The following is a 22,077-nucleotide window of genomic DNA, read 5'->3' on the forward strand; positions in this document are numbered from 1 at the left end:
AGCAACATAGGGGTAATCTTACTGACAACAGATAGTTACCCGTCATTATGCAATTTAATATCCCTACGTTGCTCACACTGTTCCGTGTCATCCTTATCCCATTCTTTGTATTGGTTTTTTATCTACCTGTTACCTGGTCGCCGTTTGCTGCCGCGCTCATTTTCTGCGTCGCGGCGGTGACTGACTGGTTCGATGGTTTTCTGGCGCGTCGCTGGAACCAGAGTACCCGTTTTGGTGCCTTCCTTGATCCAGTAGCAGACAAAGTGCTTGTCGCCATCGCCATGGTGCTGGTAACCGAGCATTATCATAGCTGGTGGGTGACCTTACCGGCGGCAACGATGATTGCCCGTGAAATTATCATTTCTGCTCTGCGTGAATGGATGGCTGAACTCGGTAAACGTAGCAGTGTGGCCGTATCCTGGATTGGTAAAGTCAAAACGACTGCCCAGATGGTCGCGCTGGCCTGGTTGCTGTGGCGCCCGAATATTTGGGTTGAGTACGCCGGTATTGCCCTTTTCTTTGTGGCTGCGGTGCTGACACTCTGGTCAATGTTGCAATATTTGAGCGCTGCTCGCGCAGATTTGCTTGATCAGTGATCGTTTCGACGCAAATTTCAGCAAACGATCAAAAGTGATGAAAAATATCGTTGACTCAACGCGTCAGGTAAGTAGAATGCAACGCATCGAACGGCGGCACTGATTGCCAGACGATAATAAAATCAAGTGATTAGCTGATTGCTTGATGATTGCGGGAATAGCTCAGTTGGTAGAGCACGACCTTGCCAAGGTCGGGGTCGCGAGTTCGAGTCTCGTTTCCCGCTCCAGTTTAAAAGACATCGGCATTAAGCGGGTGTCTGGCTGAAAAGCCTGAAGAATTCGGCGCGTTAACAAAGCGGTTATGTAGCGGATTGCAAATCCGTCTAGTCCGGTTCGACTCCGGAACGCGCCTCCAACTTTTCCCGAGCCCGGATGGTGGAATCGGTAGACACAAGGGATTTAAAATCCCTCGGCGTTCGCGCTGTGCGGGTTCAAGTCCCGCTCCGGGTACCATGGGAAAGATAAGAATAATCAAAGCAATAAGCAGTGTCGTGAAACCACCTTCGGGTGGTTTTTTTGTATGTGCAACTTGTCGTTACACCCTCTCTGATTTTTAATCTCCGGGTAATCCACTCGAAAAGTATCTCTATGCCAGACCGACATGTAAGATAGGCGCTGGCGAGTCGAGATCCACAAGGAAAAGCGTATGAAAACTGGACCGTTAAACGAAAGTGAGTTGGAATGGCTGGATGATATCTTGACCAAATACAACACTGACCACGCCATCCTTGATGTGGCAGAGCTGGACGGTTTGTTGACGGCGGTGTTGAGTTCTCCGCAAGAAATTGAACCAGAACAGTGGCTGGTTGCTGTGTGGGGTGGGGCGGATTATGTGCCGCGCTGGGCGTCAGAGAAAGAGATGACGCGCTTTATGAACCTGGCGTTTCAACATATGGCCGATACTGCAGAGCGCCTCAACGAGTTTCCTGAACAGTTTGAACCGTTATTTGGTCTACGAGAAGTTGACGGTAGGGAGCTGACGATTGTCGAAGAGTGGTGCTTTGGCTATATGCGTGGCGTTGCGCTTTCTGACTGGTCAGCATTGCCTGACTCATTAAAACCGGCGCTTGAAGCGATTGCGCTGCACGGTACTGAGGAAAACTTCGAGCGCGTAGAGAAGATGTCGCCAGAAGCGTTTGAAGAAAGCGTGGATGCCATTCGACTGGCGGCGCTTGATTTGCATGCTTACTGGATGACGCATCCTCAGGAAAAAGCTGTTCAGCAACCGATTAAAGCTGAAGAAAAACCTGGTCGTAACGACCCTTGCCCATGTGGTAGTGGCAAGAAATATAAGCAGTGCTGCCTGCATTAAGAGGCTATATTGGGTGTCAGAATTAACTCTGGCACCCATGTTTTAAGGATGCGGACAAAAATCTGGACTATGTCCATATACACGGCAAAGCATTTATCCCACTTCTGGCAACAATCCTGCCGCAATCAAAAATTGCACGCCAATCACGCCAATGCCACAGATAAACACCAACACCAGTGCGGGACGTCCACCTTTCACCCGATAGCTTGCTTGTGGATTATGCTTCCTGCTCTGCCAGGTCAGCAGTGAAGGAATTATCAACGCTAATACTGCCAGCGCTACGCCAGCATACCCGAGCGCCATTACAAAACCACGTGGATAAAACAGCGCAAACGCCAATGGCGGCAGAAAGGTAATTACACCGGTTTGCAGTCTTCCACCAACGGTATTGGAACGCTGAAACAAATCCGCCAGATAATCAAATAAGCCTAACGCTACGCCCAGGAAAGATGTGGCGAGGGCTAAATCAGCGAATAAATGCACTGCCAACTCGACATGCGGCGAGGCCACCACTTCGCGTAATGCCTGTAACAGCCCATTTAATCCTGCATGATTCGCCAGCAGTCCCATAAAGGTTGTTGAATCAATACTGCCCAGTGTCGCCAGTTGCCAGAAAATATATGCCACCAGAGGGATCGCGCTACCGGTAATAAACACCCAGCGCAATTTACGAATGTTGCCATCCATATAGCTGACGATGCTCGGTACGCTACCGTGAAAACCAAACGAGGTAAAAATCACCGGAATTGCAGACAATGCCAGACCCTGTTGCAGTGGCAGCGTTAGCAGATTGATTTTATGAATATGTGGTAGCAGCAATACCAGCATTAGCACCAGGAAAATAATCTTGGCGCTGAACAAAAAACGGTTAAACAAATCGACCAGCGACGTCCCAACACAAACCACACCACCGGCAACAAAAGTAAACAACAGCACACCAGCGGTTGTGGTCATTGAAATGCCTGTCCAGTCGCTGATGCTGGAGGCAAGCAATTCACCGGCACCGCTGATATATGCTGCGGTCAGGGCATACATTAAAAACATCATACTGAAGCCGGTCAGCCACTGACCGTAGCGGCCCAGATAGCGTTTTGCCAGCGTGCCTAAGCCGGTATCTGCAGGGACATGCTGATACACTTCCAGCAGTAACAGCGCGGTGTAACACATCAAGGCCCACAGGCCAATTAACAATGTCAGAGTGACGGTAAAACCGACGCCAGCCGCTGCCAGCGGCATTGCCAGCATACCTGCGCCAATTGTGGTTCCCGCCACGATAAAAACACTTCCCAGAGTTCTGTTTTTCACGCTTTCTTCTGTCCTGACGATCTTTATGAGTGATATCTGCGGCGCAGGTTAAGGCATTATCCAAACTTCGTCAAATCGACGTTACATACAGTGTAAATAAAAATGTACGATAAATGCATTCAGAACTGAGCTGGCGCAAAGCCATAAGGCGCGGGGATCGTTACGCTATGCTTTTTTTGAGGAGGAACGATGGAATCGATTCACGGTCATGAAGTGTTAAATATGATGATTGAATCAGGTGAGCAATATACGCACGCCAGCCTGGAAGCGGCGATCAAAGCGCGTTTTGGTGATCAGACACGTTTTCATACTTGCTCGGCAGAGGGGATGACAGCGGGAGAGTTGGTGGCTTTTCTGGCGGAAAAAGGCAAATTTATTCCCTGCGAAGAGGGGTTCTCAACCGATAAAAGTAAGATTTGTCGTCACTGATCTGAAACGGCGGCAGAAAATCTGCCGCCAGAGAAGATTAGTTTTGTGCGTCGAGGGTAGAGAGTTCTTTATCGATGAAATAAAGTCCTTCGCCGCTTTTCCCTGCCAGGCTCAATTTATCAATAATAGATTTGAACAACTTCTCTTCTTCGTGTTGCTCAGACACATACCATTGCAGGAAATTGAACGTTGGGTAGTCCTGATTAGTCATGGCAGCGTGAGCGAGTTCGTTAATTTTTTGCGTAATTAATTGTTCGTGTTTATAGGTTTCCTGGAATAATTCATCAAGTGAAGAATATTCAGCAAACGGCGATTCAACGGTATTAATTCGCGGTAAATTTCCGGTATCGGTCAGGTAATCAAACAGACGCTGCATATGCGTCATCTCTTCCTGGGCGTGGCGACGCAGAAACGCGGCAGCACCTTCGAAGGTGTGATAGCTGCACCATGCGCTCATTTGCTGATAAAGCAGTGAAGAGTAGAGTTCCAGGTTCATCTGCTCATTAAGTTTTTCAATCATTTCTGGTTTCAGCATGATAGTGCTCCACAAAGGTTATATTTGTTGCTGTGGCGCCACTATAATTTGTTATTTTATTATTTGCAAAAGGTAAAATATTAAATTCAATTATTAAAAATGCGAATGTGAATAAAACGCATTAACGCTATTTGAGATGGTAATTAACCAGCGAAGCCTCCCTCGCTGATTAAAATCTTTATTGATAAGCCGAGGGGGTTAAGTATCGGCACTGATACGACAGTGTAAATTGCGTATTCAGACATAATGATCCCGCAAACAAACTACAGTTACTTACAGGTTGCCCAAACGCAAAGGCGCGGGTAAATCCAACCTGCTGACATGCGCGGTTCGCGATTCCCTGATCGAGATAGTTGTCAGTGCGGGCGTGTTGTAAAAAAGCCTGATTATAAACGAGGCGGACAATGCCACTCGTGGCGTCAACATCGCTGAGGTGAGCCTGACGAGTTACGGTACAGCCCGCTACTGTTAAAAGTGAAAAAACAATTATCAGATGTTTCATGTCACAGCCTGAAGAGGGAGAAGAAACAGGTATTGTACTTGTGGACACAGCCAGGTTATGGACAGAAAAGACGACGGATTAGCGCTATTCCTTGCTTTCTGCAGAACGCACACATCTTGTGGTTATCATTTATGTAACATTAAAGGGGTATTTATGTGATTTGCATCACATAAAGATTGATTTTTGTGATGGATGTCATATTATAAGCAGCAAGAACAATAACACCTGCATAACAAATAATCGGAGTGGCGCGATGAAACTGCGTAAGATCCTGAAAAGCATGTTCAATAATTATTGCAAGACGTTCAAAGACGTACCGCCAGGCAATATGTTCAGATAATAAAAAAACCTGCTCCGGCAGGTTTTTTTGTACCCTGATGCGGGCTGATGTGACTATCGTTGAGGAAGGGAAGCCGCTACTATAACGGCTTTCAAAATGCTATCAGGAGTTTAGGATGTCCCAGCCGCTGAATGCCGATCAGGAACTGGTTTCTGATGTTGTTGCTTGCCAGTTGGTGATCAAACAAATTCTCGACGTGCTCGATGTGATCGCGCCTGTTGAGGTTCGTGAAAAAATGTCCAGCCAGCTGAAGAATATTGATTTTACCCACCATCCGGCTGCTGCTGACCCAGTCACTATGCGTGCTATTCAAAAAGCCATCGCGTTGATTGAGCTAAAGTTTACCCCACAAAACGAATCCCATTAAAAAACCGCCGCCTCAGCGATGTGAGGCAGCGGTTTTCACCACTTTTTGTGTATTCGGCGCATCTTTTCATGCGCCGATTTTATTAATGTATCTGATGCGACACGACATTCAGAACATGCTGGTCGGTCTGGACAGGGCACATACCGGCCAGTTTCGCACTGCGCACTTCATCAAGAATGGTTTGCAGTAAGAGACCATCGTGCTGCTGTTCTTTTTCCAGATCGCGCAGAAAATCGACAGTAGAATCATCATTCAACTCTTTAGCTTCATTTGCTAATTGCGCCAGCGTGCTTGAACGCTGCTCATATTCTTCCAACGTTTTTTGGAAGAGTTCTTCCAGAGAGTTCAGTTTTTCGCCAGGTACATCAATGGCTTTAACGATGGGCGTCGCTCCGACGCTTTTCATGAAGTTAAACATGCGCATCATTTGAGTCACGTTACTTTGTGCCTGGGAGCGAAGAAAAGTCGCGGTGCCATTCAGACTTTGTTCAGAACACCAGTTGCTCAGGTGGAGGTAGAGATTGGATGCATAAAACTCGCGGTTCATTTGAGTGTTGAGTTTGAGAAGCATTCCAGTGGTTGCCATACCTAATATCCTTATATCCAGAAGACGAGAGGTGCAAGATAAATCAAAACACCGTAATTACTGTTTGCAGAATAATTCCTTTCTGCAGGTCCGAAATGTGATCCTGGAGTCAATTCTGACGATGATCTGAAATAAGCATAACGTCTGAAGCATTATAAGAAAATCCTTAAATCACCAAGTTTATATTTTTTTACATTTCATTGATTAGAGTTATTGATTTGCAATAACTCTCAATGTTGTGAATTTCTTGATGTTATTGATATTAAATGAATTTATCAATTTCATGATGCTGTTCTTATATTTTCAGGTATTTTTTCAGTTTTGCGATGATGCTCGCATTATGGATTTACCCTTCATTAATGAAGGTGGTGATAATTAACAGCGAAAGGAATTTTGTCTGGAGTTTTTATTCTTCTTACATCATTCACCATTCAGCTGTAATGAGCAGCTTCTTGCCCGAGCAAATTAGATTAAAAAGAAGACACGCCAGAGCTATCAAATGATGCCACAAGGATTTCCAGGCTAATCTTATGGACTAATCTGCTAAGTCATTTCTCATTTGTCATACAATTGACGTCTTCCGTATGTCTTTTATTGCTAAATTCATGCACGTTCTCACTGTAATTCTGCGGTGTGATATTGCTCTCCTATGGAGAATTAATTTCTCGCTAAAACTATGCCAACACAGTCACTTATCTTTTCGCCAAAGGTAATGCTTTGTTTTCCGATTGAATTAACGAAAGTTCTTAGGTTTTGCCCTACACAAAATGATGCTAAAGCTGGAGATAACCATGCACAAATTTACTAAAGCTCTTGCAGCCATCGGTCTGGCTGCCGTTATGTCACAATCCGCTATGGCGGAAAATCTGAAACTCGGTTTTCTGGTGAAGCAACCAGAAGAACCGTGGTTTCAGACTGAATGGAAGTTTGCCGATAAAGCCGGGAAAGATTTAGGCTTTGAAGTTATTAAGATAGCCGTACCTGATGGCGAAAAAACACTGAACGCTATTGATAGCCTGGCAGCCAGTGGCGCGAAAGGTTTTGTTATCTGTACTCCGGACCCGAAACTGGGTGCAGCCATCGTGGCGAAAGCGCGTGGCTACGATATGAAAGTTATTGCCGTGGATGATCAGTTTGTTAATGCCAAAGGTAAGCCGGTTGATACCGTTCCATTGGTGATGATGGCGGCGACGAAAATTGGCGAACGTCAGGGCCAGGAACTGTATAAAGAGATGCAGAAACGTGGCTGGGATGTGAAAGAAAGCGCCGTAATGGCGATTACTGCCAACGAACTGGATACCGCCCGTCGTCGTACCACCGGTTCTATGGATGCGCTGAAAGCCGCCGGATTCCCGGAAAAACAAATTTATCAAGTTCCTACCAAATCTAACGACATTCCAGGGGCGTTTGATGCCGCCAACTCTATGCTGGTTCAACATCCTGAAGTTAAACACTGGTTGATCGTCGGTATGAACGACAGCACCGTGCTGGGTGGCGTTCGCGCGACGGAAGGTCAGGGCTTTAAAGCCGCAGATATTATCGGTATCGGTATTAACGGTGTGGATGCGGTGAGTGAACTGTCAAAGGCACAGGCTACGGGTTTCTATGGTTCACTGCTGCCAAGCCCGGACGTTCATGGCTATAAATCCAGCGAAATGCTTTACAACTGGGTAGCAAAAGACGTTGAACCGCCAAAATTCACTGAAGTTACCGACGTGGTGCTGATCACGCGTGACAACTTTAAAGAAGAACTGGAGAAAAAAGGTTTAGGCGGTAAGTAATCTGCCGGAAAAATTCCCCTCTGCGTTATGCAGAGGGGGTGTAAAACGACCAGTGATTCACGGAGACGTTATGCAACAGTCTACCCCGTATCTCTCATTTCGCGGCATTGGTAAAACCTTTCCAGGCGTTAAGGCGCTTACGGATATCAGTTTTGACTGTTATGCCGGTCAGGTTCATGCGTTGATGGGTGAAAATGGCGCCGGAAAATCAACACTCTTAAAAATCCTTAGTGGAAACTATGCGCCAACCACGGGTTCTGTAGTGATTAATGGGCAGGAAATGTCCTTTTCCGATACAACCGCAGCACTGAATGCGGGTGTCGCGATTATTTACCAGGAACTGCATCTCGTGCCGGAAATGACCGTCGCGGAAAACATCTATCTCGGCCAGCTTCCTCATAAAGGCGGTATCGTGAATCGTTCACTGCTGAATTATGAAGCTGGGATACAGCTCAAACATCTGGGTATGGATATTGACCCGGATACGCCGCTGAAATACCTCTCCATCGGGCAATGGCAGATGGTTGAAATTGCCAAAGCTTTGGCACGTAACGCCAAAATTATCGCTTTTGATGAACCAACCAGCTCCTTATCCGCGCGTGAAATAGACAATCTGTTTCGCGTCATTCGTGAACTGCGAAAAGAGGGACGGGTGATCTTATACGTTTCTCACCGTATGGAAGAAATTTTTGCGCTCAGCGATGCCATCACTGTTTTTAAAGATGGTCGTTACGTCAAAACCTTTACCGACATGCAGCAGGTAGATCATGACTCGCTGGTACAGGCAATGGTTGGTCGCGACATCGGCGATATCTACGGCTGGCAACCGCGCAACTACGGCGAGGAGCGCTTGCGTCTGGATGCGGTAAAGGCACCAGGCGTGCGTACGCCAATAAGCCTGGCTGTTCGCAGTGGCGAAATCGTCGGCCTGTTTGGTCTGGTGGGGGCAGGGCGCAGCGAATTAATGAAAGGCATGTTTGGCGGTACGCAAATTACCGCTGGGCAGGTTTATATCGACCAACAGCCGATCGATATCCGTAAACCGGGCCACGCCATTGCCGCTGGCATGATGCTCTGCCCGGAAGATCGCAAAGCGGAGGGCATTATTCCAGTGCATTCGGTGCGCGACAATATCAACATCAGCGCTCGTCGCAAACATGTGCACGGCGGTTGCGTGATCAACAACGGCTGGGAAGCCAATAATGCCGATCACCACATTCGTTCTCTCAACATCAAAACGCCAGGTGCAGAGCAATTGATCATGAATCTTTCCGGCGGTAATCAGCAAAAAGCCATTTTAGGGCGCTGGTTATCCGAAGAGATGAAAGTCATTTTGCTTGATGAACCTACGCGCGGCATCGATGTAGGGGCTAAACATGAAATTTATAACGTGATTTATGCGCTGGCCGCGCAGGGTGTGGCGGTACTGTTTGCCTCCAGTGACCTGCCCGAAGTCCTTGGTGTCGCCGACCGCATCGTAGTTATGCGGGAAGGTGAAATCGCCGGTGAATTGCTACACGAGCAGGCAGATGAGCGTCAGGCACTAAGCCTTGCTATGCCTAAAGTCAGCCAGGCAGTTGCCTGAGTAAGGAGAATAAGATGTCTTCTGTTTCTACATCGGGTTCTGGCGCGCCTAAGTCGTCATTCAGCCTCGGGCGTATCTGGGATCAGTACGGTATGCTGGTGGTGTTCGCAGTGCTTTTTATCGCCTGTGCCATCTTCGTGCCGAACTTTGCCACCTTTATTAATATGAAAGGGCTGGGACTGGCAATCTCCATGTCGGGGATGGTGGCTTGCGGTATGTTGTTTTGCCTGGCCTCAGGTGACTTTGACCTTTCTGTCGCCTCGGTGATTGCCTGCGCAGGCGTAACCACTGCGGTGGTTATTAACCTGACCGAAAGTTTGTGGATTGGCGTGGCGGCAGGTTTACTGCTGGGCGTTCTCTGCGGCCTGGTGAATGGCTTTGTTATCGCTAAATTGAAAATCAACGCCCTGATTACCACGCTGGCGACGATGCAGATTGTCCGTGGTCTGGCGTATATTATCTCTGACGGTAAAGCGGTGGGCATCGAAGATGAAAGCTTCTTTGCACTCGGTTATGCCAACTGGTTCGGCCTGCCTGCGCCAATCTGGCTCACTGTGGCTTGCCTGGTCGTCTTTGGTTTGCTGTTGAACAAAACCACGTTTGGTCGTAATACATTGGCAATTGGCGGTAACGAAGAGGCGGCACGCCTCGCGGGTGTACCGGTAGTCCGTACCAAAATTATTATCTTCGTTCTCTCTGGTCTCGTATCGGCGATTGCCGGGATCATTCTGGCTTCTCGTATGACCAGCGGCCAGCCAATGACGTCTATTGGTTATGAGCTGATTGTTATCTCTGCCTGCGTTTTAGGTGGCGTTTCTCTGAAAGGCGGCATCGGAAAAATCTCATATGTAGTGGCGGGTATCTTAATTTTAGGCACCGTGGAAAACGCCATGAACCTGCTTAATATTTCTCCGTTTGCACAGTATGTTGTTCGTGGCTTAATCCTGCTGGCTGCGGTGATCTTCGACCGTTATAAGCAAAAAGCGAAACGCACTGTTTGATGCTTTATACGATAATTATTTAGTTCCAAAATCCTCCACAGCCAACCGCCACAACGGTTGGCTGTTCTTTTTGTCAATGGCGAGCCTCGTCACACTGTCTATACTTACATGTCTGTAAAGCGCGTTCTGCGCGAACAATAAAAAGATAAGGAGGAGTACCGGGTGACAGAACCGTTAACCGAACCCCCTGAACTATCCGCGAATTATGCCTGGTTTTTTGATCTCGATGGAACGCTGGCGGAAATCAAACCGCATCCCGATCAGGTCGTCGTACCTGAAAATATTCTGCAAGGACTCCAGCTGCTGGCAACCGCAAGTGATGGTGCATTGGCATTGATATCAGGGCGCTCAATGGTAGAGCTTGACGCACTGGCGAAACCTTATCGCTTCCCGTTAGCGGGTGTGCATGGGGCGGAGCGCCGTGACATCAATGGTAAAACGCATATTGTTCATTTGCCGGAAGCGATTGCCCGGGATATTAGCGTTCAACTGCATACGGCTATCGCCAGGCTTCCCGGTGTGGAGATTGAGGCTAAAGGGATGGCGTTTGCGCTGCATTATCGTCAGGCACCGCAGCATGAGGACGCCTTATTGACATTAGCGCAACGCATTACCCAGATTTGGCCGCAAATGGCGTTACAACAGGGAAAGTGTGTCGTTGAGATAAAACCGAGAGGTACCAGCAAAGGGGACGCGATTGCCGCATTTATGCAGGAAGTTCCCTTTATTGGCCGCAAGCCTATTTTTTTAGGCGATGACTTAACCGATGAATCTGGCTTCTCGGTCGTTAACAGGCTGGGCGGAATGTCAGTGAAAATTGGCACAGGCGCAACTCAGGCATCATGGCGGCTGGCGGGCGTGCCGGATGTCTGGCGCTGGCTTGAAATGATAACCAACGCATTACAACAACTAAAAAGAGACAATAACAGGAGTGATGACTATGAGCCGTTTAGTCGTAGTATCTAACCGGATTGCACCACCAGACGAGCACGCCGCCAGTGCCGGTGGCCTTGCTGTCGGTATACTGGGGGCGCTGAAAGCCGCAGGTGGACTGTGGTTTGGCTGGAGTGGCGAAACAGGGAATGAGGATCAGCCGCTAAAAAAGGTGAAAAAAGGAAATATCACCTGGGCCTCTTTTAACCTCAGTGAAAAGGATCTCGACGAATACTACAACCAATTCTCCAATGCTGTTCTCTGGCCCGCATTTCATTATCGACTCGATCTGGTGCAATTTCAGCGTTCCGCCTGGGAAGGCTATTTACGTGTGAATGCATTGTTGGCAGATAAATTACTGCCGTTGCTGGAAGACGATGACATTATTTGGATCCACGATTATCACCTGTTGCCATTTGCGCATGAACTCCGCAAACGTGGCGTGAATAATCGTATTGGTTTCTTCCTGCATATTCCTTTCCCGACGCCGGAAATTTTCAACGCGCTGCCGACTTATAACACGTTGCTTGAACAGCTTTGTGATTATGATTTGCTGGGGTTTCAGACAGAAAACGATCGCCTGGCGTTTCTGGATTGCCTTTCCAACCTGACGCGCGTCACGACGCGTAGTTCGCGCAATCATACGGCCTGGGGCAAGGCATTTCGCACCGAAGTTTACCCTATTGGTATTGAACCGGATGAAATAGCCAAACAGGCTGCCGGACCGCTGCCGTCCAAACTGGCGCAATTAAAAGCGGAGCTGAAAAGCGTACAAAATATCTTTTCTGTCGAACGACTGGATTATTCCAAAGGTCTGCCTGAGCGTTTTCTCGCCTATGAAGCCTTGCTGGAAAAATATCCGCAACATCATGGCAAAATACGTTATACCCAGATAGCGCCAACCTCGCGTGGTGATGTGCAGGCGTATCAGGATATTCGTCATCAGCTGGAAAATGAAGCCGGGAGAATTAACGGAAAATATGGGCAATTAGGCTGGACACCGCTTTATTATCTGAACCAGCATTTCGACCGTAAATTACTGATGAAAATCTTCCGCTATTCCGATGTCGGATTAGTGACGCCGCTGCGTGACGGGATGAATCTGGTGGCGAAAGAATATGTCGCCGCCCAGGATCCTGCCAATCCCGGTGTACTGGTACTTTCACAATTTGCGGGGGCGGCGAATGAACTGACGTCAGCGTTAATCGTTAACCCATACGATCGTGATGAAGTCGCGGCGGCGTTGAATCGGGCATTGACTATGTCGCTGGCAGAACGTATTTCCCGTCATGCAGAAATGTTGGAAATTATCGTGAAAAACGATATTAACCACTGGCAGGAGTGCTTTATTAGCGACCTAAAGCTGATAATTCCGCGCAGCGCGGAAAGCCAGCAGCGCGATAAAGTTGCGACCTTTCCAAAGCTGGCGTAATTGCGCTTAATCTCCCTTAAGCGGAACCAACAGCACATCAACCTCACTTGAGGCAATCACACTTTTCGCAGAGCAGGATGCTCGCGAAAAGAAACTGTGATTATGATTACCGCAAATCACCAAATCGAATTTATGTTTACGGCATACCGCCAGAATATGTTCGCTCAACTCTCCGTAAGCTATAAACTTTTCTTCAACGGGATATCCAGCATCCTGAATTAATTTGTCCAGAAAGTTTTGTGTTTCTTCATGCATCACACTGCGTAAATCCTCAAGCATCGGCGCGGCTAATTGATTGTACATTTCTGGATCGGAAGCGAGGGTGATTAAACTGATACGCCCATTAACGGGACGGGCGATAGATACCGCTTTTGCTAACAGTTGCTGGCTTTCCGGTGAGACAGCAACGGCAACAAGAATATTGGCGTAACTCATAACCTGCTCCTTATTCTATGAACTTCAGGTGAGATCACAGCTTTACCCTGAATGAGCTATAGATGCAATAACAACTTGGTCAAAAATGCAAATATTAGCATGATCATTAATAAAGATAATTAATCAATATCGTAGTGTTACTATGTAGTCATGCGGGTGATGATGAGGAAGTGGAGAAATTGATTTCTCTCACTAAACAAATGGTTAATATCAATAAAACATCTTGTTAACATTGATATTGTTGGCAGCCTTAATTTTTTTTAAATGGCATATTATTATTTAATTGGCTGTTTTTTTAATGATTTACAGAGATCATAGATATTTATCCCATATCCGGGATATGGTTATTCACGGTGATTTATATTAACAGTGCGCAACATCTCAGTTTTATCCCGCCACATCATTTTTGCTCACAGATAAGCTGAAAAACTTTTTAACAGAATGAAATATACGCAAAACAAAAGTATGACTTATACATCAATGTTAAGTAATTGAGTGTTTTGTGTGATCCGTGTCACACATTGTCGAAAATCGCAGCTCCGCTCCGTTGTATGTATGAGTGGTGACGAGTACAGTTGCGTCGAATTAGGAAAAATCTTAGATAAGTGTAAAAAGCATCACTCTGTGTAAGACGTGTTTCACCTCTTATGATGTCTGTGTGTTTTTTCGTTGATCGCTACTATTCCATTTTTATTTACTTTTTACCGGGATTTCCCGGCGACATCACGGGATGCGGTGATACCGCATAAAAAATAAAGTTAGTTATTCTGGGTGGGAATAATGCATACCTCCGAGTTGCTGAAACATATTTATGACATTAACTTGTCATATTTACTTCTTGCACAGCGTCTGATCGTTCAGGACAAAGCGTCCGCCATGTTTCGTCTCGGTATTAATGAAGAAATGGCTACAACGCTGGCGACGCTGACTCTTCCGCAAATGGTTAAACTGGCCGAAACCAATCAACTGATTTGTCAATTCCGCTTTGACAGCCACCAGACTATTAACCAACTGACGCAGGATTCCCGTGTTGACGATCTCCAGCAAATTCATACCGGCATTATGCTCTCCACGCGTTTATTGAATGATGTTAATCAGCCCGAAGAAGCACAACGTAAGAAAAGGGCCTGATCATGAGTGAAAAAAGCATTGTTCAGGAAGCCCGTGATATTCAACTCGCCATGGAGTTGATAACCCTGGGCGCTCGTTTGCAGATGCTGGAAAGTGAAACACAATTAAGTCGCGGACGCCTGATCAAGCTCTATAAAGAGCTGCGCGGAAGCCCGCCGCCGAAAGGGATGTTGCCGTTCTCTACCGACTGGTTTATGACCTGGGAACAAAATGTCCATGCGTCGATGTTCTGTAATGCATGGCAGTTTTTACTGAAAACCGGGTTATGTAATGGCGTCGATGCGGTAATCAAAGCCTATCGTTTATACCTTGAACAGTGCCCACAAGCCGAAAACGGACCACTGTTGGCGCTAACCCGCGCCTGGACTCTGGTGCGATTTGTCGAAAGCGATTTACTGCAACTTTCCAGCTGCAACTGCTGCGGCGGTAATTTTATCACTCATGCTCATCAACCTGTCGGCAGTTTTGCCTGCAGCTTATGTCAACCGCCATCGCGCGCCGTAAAAAGACGTAAACTTTCTCAGAACCCTGCCGATATTATCCCTCAACTGCTGGATGAACAGAGAATACAGGCTGTTTAACCCATACGGTGTGGCGAAACACTCCAGCAGCGGTAATTAATTACCGCTGCTTATTTTTCTCCAGCCGTAAGGTAACGTCTGCCGACTGAACATCCTGTCATGGTCAACAGTGAAAGGATGATGTCGTGCTTATCTTATTAGGTTACCTGGTTGTTCTCGGTACAGTTTTCGGCGGTTATTTGATGACCGGTGGAAGCCTTGGAGCACTCTATCAACCCGCTGAACTGGTGATTATTGCCGGTGCAGGCATTGGGTCGTTTATCGTCGGCAATAATGGCAAAGCAATCAAAGGTACGCTAAAGGCGCTGCCATTGTTGTTTCGTCGCTCTAAATATACCAAAGCAATGTATATGGATTTGCTGGCGTTGCTTTACCGTCTGATGGCGAAATCGCGGCAAATGGGCATGTTCTCACTGGAACGCGATATTGAAAATCCACGAGAGAGCGAGATCTTCGCCAGTTATCCGCGCATCCTCGCGGATGCCGTTATGCTGGATTTTATCGTCGATTATCTGCGTCTGATTATCAGCGGCCACATGAATACCTTCGAAATTGAAGCCCTGATGGACGAAGAGATAGAAACGCACGAAAACGAGGCGGAAGTCCCGGCGAACAGCCTGGCGTTGGTCGGAGACTCTCTTCCTGCGTTTGGGATTGTTGCGGCCGTAATGGGAGTGGTGCACGCATTAGGATCAGCCGATCGTCCTGCTGCCGAATTGGGGGCGCTCATCGCACATGCGATGGTGGGGACTTTCCTCGGTATCTTATTGGCTTACGGATTTATTTCCCCGTTAGCGAGTGTTTTGCGCCAGAAAAGCGCCGAAACCAGCAAAATGATGCAGTGCGTCAAAGTCACACTGCTTTCTAATCTGAACGGTTACGCACCGCCTATCGCCGTTGAATTTGGTCGCAAAACGCTCTATTCCAGTGAACGTCCGTCATTTGTTGAACTGGAAGAGCATGTGCGCGCGGTGAAAAATCCGCAACAGCAGACGACAACCGAGGAAGCATGAAGAATCAAGCGCATCCGATTATTGTCGTCAAACGACGCAAAGCGAAATCCCACGGCGCAGCACATGGTTCGTGGAAGATTGCTTATGCTGACTTTATGACCGCGATGATGGCTTTTTTTCTGGTGATGTGGCTTATCTCCATCTCCAGCCCAAAAGAGCTGATTCAGATTGCGGAATACTTCCGTACGCCGCTGGCGACAGCGGTAACGGGCGGCGATCGAATTTCTAATAGCGAAAGCCCAATTCCCGGCGGCGGTGATGATTTCACCCAAAGCCAGGGGGAAGTGAATAAGCAGCCGAACATTGAAGAACTTAAAAAACGCATGGAGCAAAGTCGGCTGCGGAAATTGCGTGGCGATCTCGACCAGCTTATTGAATCAGACCCGAAACTACGGGCGATGCGTCCACATCTCAAAATCGATCTGGTACAGGAAGGTTTACGTATCCAGATAATTGATAGCCAGAATCGCCCGATGTTTAAAACTGGTAGTGCTGATGTCGAGCCCTATATGCGCGATATTCTGCGCGCCATTGCGCCGGTGCTGAACGGTATTCCTAACCGTATCAGCCTTTCCGGTCATACCGATGATTTCCCTTACGCCAATGGTGAGAAAGGTTACAGCAACTGGGAGCTTTCCACTGAACGCGCCAATGCGTCGCGCCGTGAGCTAATGGTGGGAAGTCTGGCTGATGGCAAAATTTTACGCGTTGTCGGCATGGCGGCGACCATGCGCTTAAGCGATCGCGGCCCGGATGATGCCGTTAATCGTCGAATCAGTCTGTTGGTACTGAATAAACAAGCCGAACAGGCCATTTTGCATGAAAACGCCGAAAGCCAGAATGAGCCGGTAAGCGTCCTGGAAAAACCTGGGGTAACACCGCAGGTCAGTGTTTCCACAATGCCATCAGCCGAATCGAGGTGACAGCGTGAGCATGGATATAAGCGATTTTTACCAGACATTTTTTGATGAAGCGGACGAACTGTTGGCCGATATGGAGCAGCATCTGCTGAATTTACAGCCAGAAGCGCCAGATGCCGAACAATTGAATGCCATCTTTCGTGCGGCCCACTCCATCAAAGGAGGGGCGGGAACCTTTGGCTTTAGCGTATTGCAGGAAACCACGCATCTGATGGAAAACCTGCTCGACGAAGCCAGACGCGGTGAAATGCTGCTTAACACCGACATTATCAATCTGTTTTTGGAAACGAAGGACATCATGCAGGAACAGCTCGACGCTTATAAACAGTCGCAAGAGCCGGATGCCGCCAGCTTTGACTATATCTGCCAGGCCTTACGTCAACTGGCAATAGAAGCGAAAGGCGAATCGACACCCGCCATGGCCCGGTTAAGTGTGGTTGCCAAAAGTGAACCGCAAGATGAACTGGGTAACAGTGAGTCGCCGCGACGAATTCTACTTTCGCGTCTGAAGGCGGGAGAAGTCGATCTCCTGGAAGAAGAGCTGGGTCATTTGACAACGTTAACTGATGTGGTGAAGGGGGCGGATTCTCTCTCGGCAATATTACCGGGCGACATCGCCGAAGATGACATCAAAGCGGTGCTCTGTTTTGTGATTGAGGCCGATCAGATTACCTTCGAAACAGTAGAGTCCGCGCCCAAAATATCCCCGCCACCGGTACTTAAACTGGCAGCCGAACAAGCACCAGCAGGGCGAGTGGAACGGGAAAAAACGTCGCGCGGTAGCGAATCTAGCAGCATCCGCGTGGCGGTTGAGAAGGTTGATCAGCTGATTAACCTCGTTGGCGAACTGGTGATTACTCAGTCGATGCTGGCCCAGCGCTCCAGTGAACTGGACCCGGTGAATCATGGGGATTTGATTACCAGCATGGGGCAGTTACAACGTAACGCCCGCGATTTGCAGGAATCAGTGATGTCGATTCGCATGATGCCAATGGAATATGTCTTTAGCCGCTATCCCCGGCTGGTGCGCGACCTGGCGGGTAAACTTGGCAAACAGGTGGAACTGACGCTGGTGGGCAGTTCCACCGAACTCGACAAGAGTCTGATAGAACGCATTATCGATCCTCTGACCCACCTGGTACGCAATAGCCTCGACCACGGTATTGAACTGCCAGAAAAACGACTTGCTACGGGCAAAGATAGCGTTGGAAATTTAATCCTGTCTGCTGAACACCAGGGCGGCAACATCTGCATCGAAGTGACCGACGATGGCGCGGGGCTTAATCGAGAGCGGATTCTGGCAAAAGCCGCCTCGCAAGGTCTGAGCGTTAGCGACAACATGACTGACGACGAAGTGGCGATGTTGATATTCGCCCCTGGTTTTTCCACGGCGGAGCAGGTCACCGATGTCTCCGGGCGCGGCGTCGGCATGGATGTCGTCAAACGTAATATCCAGGAGATGGGGGGCCACGTTGAAATCCAGTCGAAGCAGGGCGTTGGCACCACAATCCGCATTTTACTGCCGCTAACGCTGGCGATCCTCGATGGCATGTCCGTACGCGTTGCTGACGAAGTTTTCATTCTGCCGCTTAACGCCGTCATGGAATCGCTACAACCTCGTGAAGCCGATCTCCATCCACTGGCAGGCGGCGAGCGAGTACTGGAAGTGCGTGGTGAATATCTGCCCATCGTCGAACTGTGGAAAGTGTTCAACGTCGCAGGCGCGAAAACCGAAGCTACACAGGGGATTGTTGTCATTCTGCAAAGTGGCGGTCGCCGCTACGCCTTGCTGGTGGATCAGTTAATTGGTCAACATCAGGTGGTGGTTAAAAACCTTGAAAGTAACTATCGCAAAGTCCCTGGCATTTCTGCTGCAACCATTCTTGGCGACGGCAGCGTGGCACTGATTGTTGATGTCTCCGCCTTGCAGGCGATAAACCGCGAACAACGTATGGCGAATACCGCCGCCTGATTGAGTAAAAAGGGAATAAATATGACCGGTATGACAAATGTAACAAAGCTGGCCAGCGAACCGTCAGGCCAGGAGTTTCTGGTATTTACCCTCGGTGACGAAGAGTACGGCATCGATATTCTGAAAGTGCAGGAGATCCGTGGCTACGATCAGGTTACGCGGATTGCCAATACACCCGCGTTTATCAAAGGCGTCACTAATCTGCGCGGCGTGATTGTGCCAATTATTGATTTGCGTATTAAGTTCAGCCAGGTGGATGTGGAGTACAACGATAACACGGTGGTTATCGTTCTGAATCTTGGGCAGCGGGTGGTCGGCATTGTGGTAGATGGCGTTTCAGATGTTCTTTCGTTGACGACGGAACAAATTCGCCCGGCACCGGAATTTGCTGTGACGCTTTCCACAGAATACCTCACCGGCCTGGGTGCGCTGGGCGATCGCATGCTAATTCTGGTTAATATCGAAAAACTGCTGAATAGCGAAGAGATGGCGCTGTTGGATAGCACGGCATCAGAAGTCGCATAATTTATCCCGCCGTACTCAAATGAAATGAGCCCGATGCCCTGCGCATTGGGTTTTTCATTTTAATATCGCCATGACTGGCATCAGAAATAAAGTTTCCCTCCTTCCTGCCGATAACGAAACCAACTTGTTTTCAGGAAGGTGCCTTATGATTAACCGTATCCGCGTAGTCACGCTGTTGGTAATGGTGCTGGGGGTATTCGCACTGTTACAGCTTATTTCCGGAAGTCTGTTTTTTTCTTCTCTTCACCATAGCCAGAAAAGTTTTGTGGTTTCCAATCAATTACGGGAACAACAAAGCGAGCTGACCTCAACCTGGGATTTAATGCTGCAAACGCGCATTAACCTGAGTCGTTCAGCGGTGCGGATGATGATGGATTCATCCAATCAACAAAGTAACGCTAAAGTTGAATTGCTTGATAGCGCCAGGAAAACATTGGCCCAGGCTGCAATCCATTATAAAAAATTCAAAATCATGGCACCGTTACCTGAAATGGTCGCTACCAGTCATAATATCGACGAAAAATATAAAAACTATCACACAGCATTAACAGAACTGATTGGTTATCTTGATTATGGCAATACCGGAGCCTATTTCGCTCAGCCAACCCAGGGAATGCAAAATGCGATGGGCGAAGCCTTTGCCCAGTACGCCCTCAGTAGTGAAAAACGGTATCAAGATATCGTCACTGACAACGCGGATGATTACCGATTTGCCCAGTGGCAACTGGCGGTTATCGCGCTGGTGGTGGTATTGATTCTGCTGGTGGCGTGGTACGGCATCCGCCGCATGCTACTTAACCCGTTAGCGAAGATCATTTCTCACATCCGGGAAATTGCTGGTGGCAATCTGGCGCATACCCTCAGCATTGCTGGCCGCAGCGAAATGGGCGACCTGGCACAGAGCGTTTCACATATGCAACGCTCTCTGACTGACACGGTCAACCATGTGCGAGAAGGTTCAGACGCTATCTATGCTGGTACTCGTGAGATTGCTGCGGGGAATACCGATCTTTCCTCCCGTACTGAACAGCAGGCATCGGCGCTGGAAGAAACGGCCGCCAGCATGGAACAGCTCACAGCAACAGTGAAACAGAACGCCGATAACGCCCGTCAAGCCTCGCAACTGGCGCAAAGTGCCTCCGATACTGCTCAGCATGGTGGCAAAGTCGTGGACGGTGTGGTGAAAACCATGCACGAAATTGCCGACAGTTCGCAGAAAATTGCTGACATTATTAGCGTTATTGATGGCATTGCTTTCCAGACCAATATCCTGGCACTGAACGCGGCTGTTGAAGCCGCCCGAGCAGGGGAACAGGGGCGTGGTTTTGCCGTGGTGGCGGGCGAAGTGCGTAATCTCGCCAGTCGCAGCGCCCAGGCGGCAAAAGAGATCAAAGCGCTGATTGAAGATTCCGCCTCCCGCGTTGATACCGGTTCGGTGCTGGTAGAAAGTGCCGGGGAAACCATGACGAATATTGTCAATGCCGTCACCCGTGTTACCAACATTATGGGCGAGATTGCCTCTGCATCGGATGAACAGAGTCGCGGTATCGATCAAGTGGCGTTGGCAGTGTCGGAAATGGATCGCGTCACCCAACAAAACGCATCGCTGGTGCAGGAGTCTGCCGCGGCGGCGGCGGCCCTTGAAGAGCAGGCCAGCCGTTTAACGCAAGCAGTTTCCACATTCCGTCTGGCTGCAAGCTCGCAAACGAATAAACCACAATCCCGTCCAACCACTGAACAACCACCCGCACAGCCGCGACTGCGTATTACTGAACAAGATCCAAACTGGGAAACATTTTGATGAGTATTTACTCACTCGGTCATTTCAGCCAAATGGATCAGGTGATGCAACAAAACGTCGCACTGGCAGAAGAAGCGGCGGCAACGGCACAACGGGTGAATCAGTGGTTTCCTGAAGTGACTGAGAAGGCGCTATGACATCATCTCTGCCCTGCGGGCAAACGTCTTTATTGTTACAGATGACCGAGCGCCTGGCGCTTTCCGACACGCATTTTCGGCGGATAAGTCAATTGATCTATCAACGTGCGGGGATAGTCCTGGCGGACCACAAACGCGACATGGTTTACAACCGCCTGGTGCGCCGTTTGCGCTCGCTGGGGCTTGCAGACTTCGGCCATTATCTGAATTTACTGGAATCTAATCAGCACAGCGGCGAGTGGCAGGCGTTTATTAATTCGCTGACCACAAACCTGACGGCATTTTTCCGCGAGGGGCATCATTTCCCATTGCTCGCGGAGCACGCCCGCCACAGCTCTGGCGAGTATCGCGTATGGAGTGCGGCAGCATCGACAGGTGAAGAACCCTACAGCATTGCGATGACGCTGGCGGACACGCTGGGCACCGCGCCCGGACGCTGGAAAGTGTTCGCCAGCGATATCGACACCGAAGTGCTGGAGAAAGCCAGAAGCGGCATTTATCGCCATGAAGAGCTGAAAAACCTGACGCCGCAACAACTCCAGCGCTACTTCATGCGCGGTACGGGGCCGCACCAAGGGCTGGTGCGTGTGCGTCAGGCACTGGCGAACTACATCGATTTTTCCCCGCTGAATTTGCTGGCGAAACAGTACGCTGCGCCGGGGCCGTTCGATGCGATCTTCTGTCGTAACGTCATGATCTACTTCGATCAAGCGACCCAGCAGGAGATTTTGCGCCGCTTTGTACCGCTGCTTAAACCCGACGGATTATTGTTTGCGGGTCACTCTGAAAACTTTAGCCACCTTGAGCGCAGCTTCACATTGCGTGGACAGACGGTGTATGCGCTAAGTAAGGATTAAC

General features: G+C 48.7%; 24 protein-coding genes and 3 tRNA genes. 22 read left to right on the forward strand and 5 right to left on the reverse strand.

Annotation, left to right across the window (positions count from 1 at the left end; translation table 11 throughout):
- The first annotated feature begins 47 nt into the window (after positions 1-47).
- From pgsA to yecA, 5 genes are all read left to right on the forward strand, one after another.
- The gene (gene pgsA / locus FEK42_RS02830) at positions 48-596 is read left to right on the forward strand and encodes a CDP-diacylglycerol--glycerol-3-phosphate 3-phosphatidyltransferase (RefSeq protein ID WP_001160187.1); all 549 of its coding nucleotides are present in this window, start codon (positions 48-50) and stop codon (positions 594-596) included.
- A gap of 151 nt (positions 597-747) precedes the next feature.
- Positions 748-823, forward strand: a tRNA-Gly gene (locus FEK42_RS02835).
- A 54-nt stretch (positions 824-877) separates the two neighbouring features.
- A tRNA-Cys gene (locus FEK42_RS02840) sits at positions 878-951 on the forward strand.
- 11 nt (positions 952-962) lie between these two features.
- A tRNA-Leu gene (locus FEK42_RS02845) sits at positions 963-1,049 on the forward strand.
- A 193-nt stretch (positions 1,050-1,242) separates the two neighbouring features.
- On the forward strand, positions 1,243-1,908 hold the full coding sequence (gene yecA / locus FEK42_RS02850) for a UPF0149 family protein YecA (RefSeq protein ID WP_130218660.1): 666 nt from the start codon (positions 1,243-1,245) through the stop codon (positions 1,906-1,908).
- Between the two features lie 93 nt (positions 1,909-2,001).
- On the opposite strand, the gene tyrP is transcribed toward yecA, so the two are convergent.
- Positions 2,002-3,213, reverse strand: coding sequence for a tyrosine transporter TyrP (gene tyrP / locus FEK42_RS02855; RefSeq protein ID WP_130208549.1), 1,212 nt, complete (start codon positions 3,211-3,213; stop codon positions 2,002-2,004).
- Between the two features lie 189 nt (positions 3,214-3,402).
- Between tyrP and FEK42_RS02860 the strand changes: the two genes are divergently transcribed.
- Positions 3,403-3,642: a YecH family metal-binding protein gene (locus tag FEK42_RS02860; RefSeq protein ID WP_130208547.1), complete on the forward strand. Its 240-nt coding sequence runs from the start codon at positions 3,403-3,405 to the stop codon at positions 3,640-3,642.
- Positions 3,643-3,679: 37 nt separating this feature from the next.
- Here the strand turns inward: FEK42_RS02860 and ftnA are convergent, their stop codons facing one another.
- Both ftnA and yecR read right to left on the reverse strand, forming a co-directional pair.
- Positions 3,680-4,177 carry a non-heme ferritin gene (gene ftnA / locus FEK42_RS02865; RefSeq protein WP_000917207.1) on the reverse strand — a complete coding sequence of 166 codons (498 nt, stop codon included), beginning with the start codon at positions 4,175-4,177 and terminating at the stop codon, positions 3,680-3,682.
- A 178-nt stretch (positions 4,178-4,355) separates the two neighbouring features.
- Entirely contained in the window at positions 4,356-4,679 is a 324-nt protein-coding gene (gene yecR, locus FEK42_RS02870) for a YecR family lipoprotein (RefSeq protein ID WP_130208545.1), read from the reverse strand.
- 253 nt (positions 4,680-4,932) lie between these two features.
- On the opposite strand from yecR, the gene azuC reads away from it, so the two are divergent.
- Together azuC and yecJ are read left to right on the forward strand one after the other, a co-directional pair.
- Positions 4,933-5,019, forward strand: a complete 87-nt coding sequence (gene azuC / locus FEK42_RS02875; RefSeq protein ID WP_010723106.1) for a stress response protein AzuC — start codon at positions 4,933-4,935, stop codon at positions 5,017-5,019.
- Between the two features lie 115 nt (positions 5,020-5,134).
- Positions 5,135-5,386, forward strand: a complete 252-nt coding sequence (gene yecJ / locus FEK42_RS02880) for a DUF2766 family protein YecJ (RefSeq protein WP_064529310.1) — start codon at positions 5,135-5,137, stop codon at positions 5,384-5,386.
- Positions 5,387-5,468: 82 nt separating this feature from the next.
- Here the strand turns inward: yecJ and FEK42_RS02885 are convergent, their stop codons facing one another.
- A complete protein-coding gene (locus FEK42_RS02885) occupies positions 5,469-5,972 on the reverse strand; it encodes a non-heme ferritin-like protein (RefSeq protein ID WP_130208543.1) in 504 nt (167 codons plus the stop codon).
- Between the two features lie 791 nt (positions 5,973-6,763).
- On the opposite strand from FEK42_RS02885, the gene araF reads away from it, so the two are divergent.
- The 5 genes from araF (at position 6,764) to otsA (ending at position 12,704) form a co-directional block, all read left to right on the forward strand.
- Positions 6,764-7,753: an arabinose ABC transporter substrate-binding protein AraF gene (gene araF / locus FEK42_RS02890; RefSeq protein ID WP_130208541.1), complete on the forward strand. Its 990-nt coding sequence runs from the start codon at positions 6,764-6,766 to the stop codon at positions 7,751-7,753.
- Positions 7,754-7,823: 70 nt separating this feature from the next.
- Positions 7,824-9,338 (forward strand): arabinose ABC transporter ATP-binding protein AraG, encoded by a 1,515-nt coding sequence (gene araG / locus FEK42_RS02895; protein WP_130259923.1) that lies wholly within the window; start codon positions 7,824-7,826, stop codon positions 9,336-9,338.
- 14 nt (positions 9,339-9,352) lie between these two features.
- Positions 9,353-10,339 carry an arabinose ABC transporter permease AraH gene (gene araH / locus FEK42_RS02900; protein ID WP_130208537.1) on the forward strand — a complete coding sequence of 329 codons (987 nt, stop codon included), beginning with the start codon at positions 9,353-9,355 and terminating at the stop codon, positions 10,337-10,339.
- 162 nt (positions 10,340-10,501) lie between these two features.
- The gene (gene otsB, locus FEK42_RS02905) at positions 10,502-11,305 is read left to right on the forward strand and encodes a trehalose-phosphatase (RefSeq protein ID WP_130218666.1); all 804 of its coding nucleotides are present in this window, start codon (positions 10,502-10,504) and stop codon (positions 11,303-11,305) included.
- The gene (otsA, locus tag FEK42_RS02910; RefSeq protein ID WP_135492727.1) at positions 11,280-12,704 is read left to right on the forward strand and encodes an alpha,alpha-trehalose-phosphate synthase; all 1,425 of its coding nucleotides are present in this window, start codon (positions 11,280-11,282) and stop codon (positions 12,702-12,704) included. Before otsB ends, otsA begins: the two co-directional genes overlap by 26 nt.
- A gap of 6 nt (positions 12,705-12,710) precedes the next feature.
- Here the strand turns inward: otsA and uspC are convergent, their stop codons facing one another.
- Positions 12,711-13,139: a universal stress protein UspC gene (gene uspC, locus FEK42_RS02915; RefSeq protein ID WP_130208531.1), complete on the reverse strand. Its 429-nt coding sequence runs from the start codon at positions 13,137-13,139 to the stop codon at positions 12,711-12,713.
- A gap of 780 nt (positions 13,140-13,919) precedes the next feature.
- On the opposite strand from uspC, the gene flhD reads away from it, so the two are divergent.
- From flhD to cheR, 9 genes are all read left to right on the forward strand, one after another.
- Complete coding sequence (flhD, locus tag FEK42_RS02920) at positions 13,920-14,270, forward strand: flagellar transcriptional regulator FlhD (RefSeq protein WP_130208529.1); 351 nt, start codon at positions 13,920-13,922, stop codon at positions 14,268-14,270.
- 2 nt (positions 14,271-14,272) lie between these two features.
- Positions 14,273-14,851, forward strand: coding sequence for a flagellar transcriptional regulator FlhC (flhC, locus tag FEK42_RS02925; protein WP_064529301.1), 579 nt, complete (start codon positions 14,273-14,275; stop codon positions 14,849-14,851).
- A 125-nt stretch (positions 14,852-14,976) separates the two neighbouring features.
- Positions 14,977-15,864 (forward strand): flagellar motor stator protein MotA, encoded by an 888-nt coding sequence (gene motA, locus FEK42_RS02930; RefSeq protein WP_130208527.1) that lies wholly within the window; start codon positions 14,977-14,979, stop codon positions 15,862-15,864.
- The gene (motB, locus tag FEK42_RS02935) at positions 15,861-16,787 is read left to right on the forward strand and encodes a flagellar motor protein MotB (RefSeq protein WP_131161115.1); all 927 of its coding nucleotides are present in this window, start codon (positions 15,861-15,863) and stop codon (positions 16,785-16,787) included. The genes motA and motB overlap by 4 nt, the downstream gene beginning before the upstream one ends.
- A 4-nt stretch (positions 16,788-16,791) precedes the next feature.
- Complete coding sequence (gene cheA, locus FEK42_RS02940; RefSeq protein WP_135492726.1) at positions 16,792-18,756, forward strand: chemotaxis protein CheA; 1,965 nt, start codon at positions 16,792-16,794, stop codon at positions 18,754-18,756.
- A 21-nt stretch (positions 18,757-18,777) separates the two neighbouring features.
- Positions 18,778-19,281: a chemotaxis protein CheW gene (gene cheW / locus FEK42_RS02945; RefSeq protein ID WP_130218676.1), complete on the forward strand. Its 504-nt coding sequence runs from the start codon at positions 18,778-18,780 to the stop codon at positions 19,279-19,281.
- Between the two features lie 145 nt (positions 19,282-19,426).
- Positions 19,427-21,082, forward strand: a complete 1,656-nt coding sequence (gene tar, locus FEK42_RS02950; protein WP_135492725.1) for a methyl-accepting chemotaxis protein II — start codon at positions 19,427-19,429, stop codon at positions 21,080-21,082.
- Positions 21,082-21,219 (forward strand): hypothetical protein, encoded by a 138-nt coding sequence (locus FEK42_RS22745; RefSeq protein WP_165383289.1) that lies wholly within the window; start codon positions 21,082-21,084, stop codon positions 21,217-21,219. Before tar ends, FEK42_RS22745 begins: the two co-directional genes overlap by 1 nt.
- Positions 21,216-22,076 (forward strand): protein-glutamate O-methyltransferase CheR, encoded by an 861-nt coding sequence (gene cheR, locus FEK42_RS02955; protein WP_138211733.1) that lies wholly within the window; start codon positions 21,216-21,218, stop codon positions 22,074-22,076. The genes FEK42_RS22745 and cheR overlap by 4 nt, the downstream gene beginning before the upstream one ends.
- The last annotated feature ends 1 nt before the right edge of the window (position 22,077 follow it).

It is taken from the genome of Escherichia sp. E2748 (assembly GCF_005781125.1).
GTDB lineage: Bacteria > Pseudomonadota > Gammaproteobacteria > Enterobacterales > Enterobacteriaceae > Escherichia.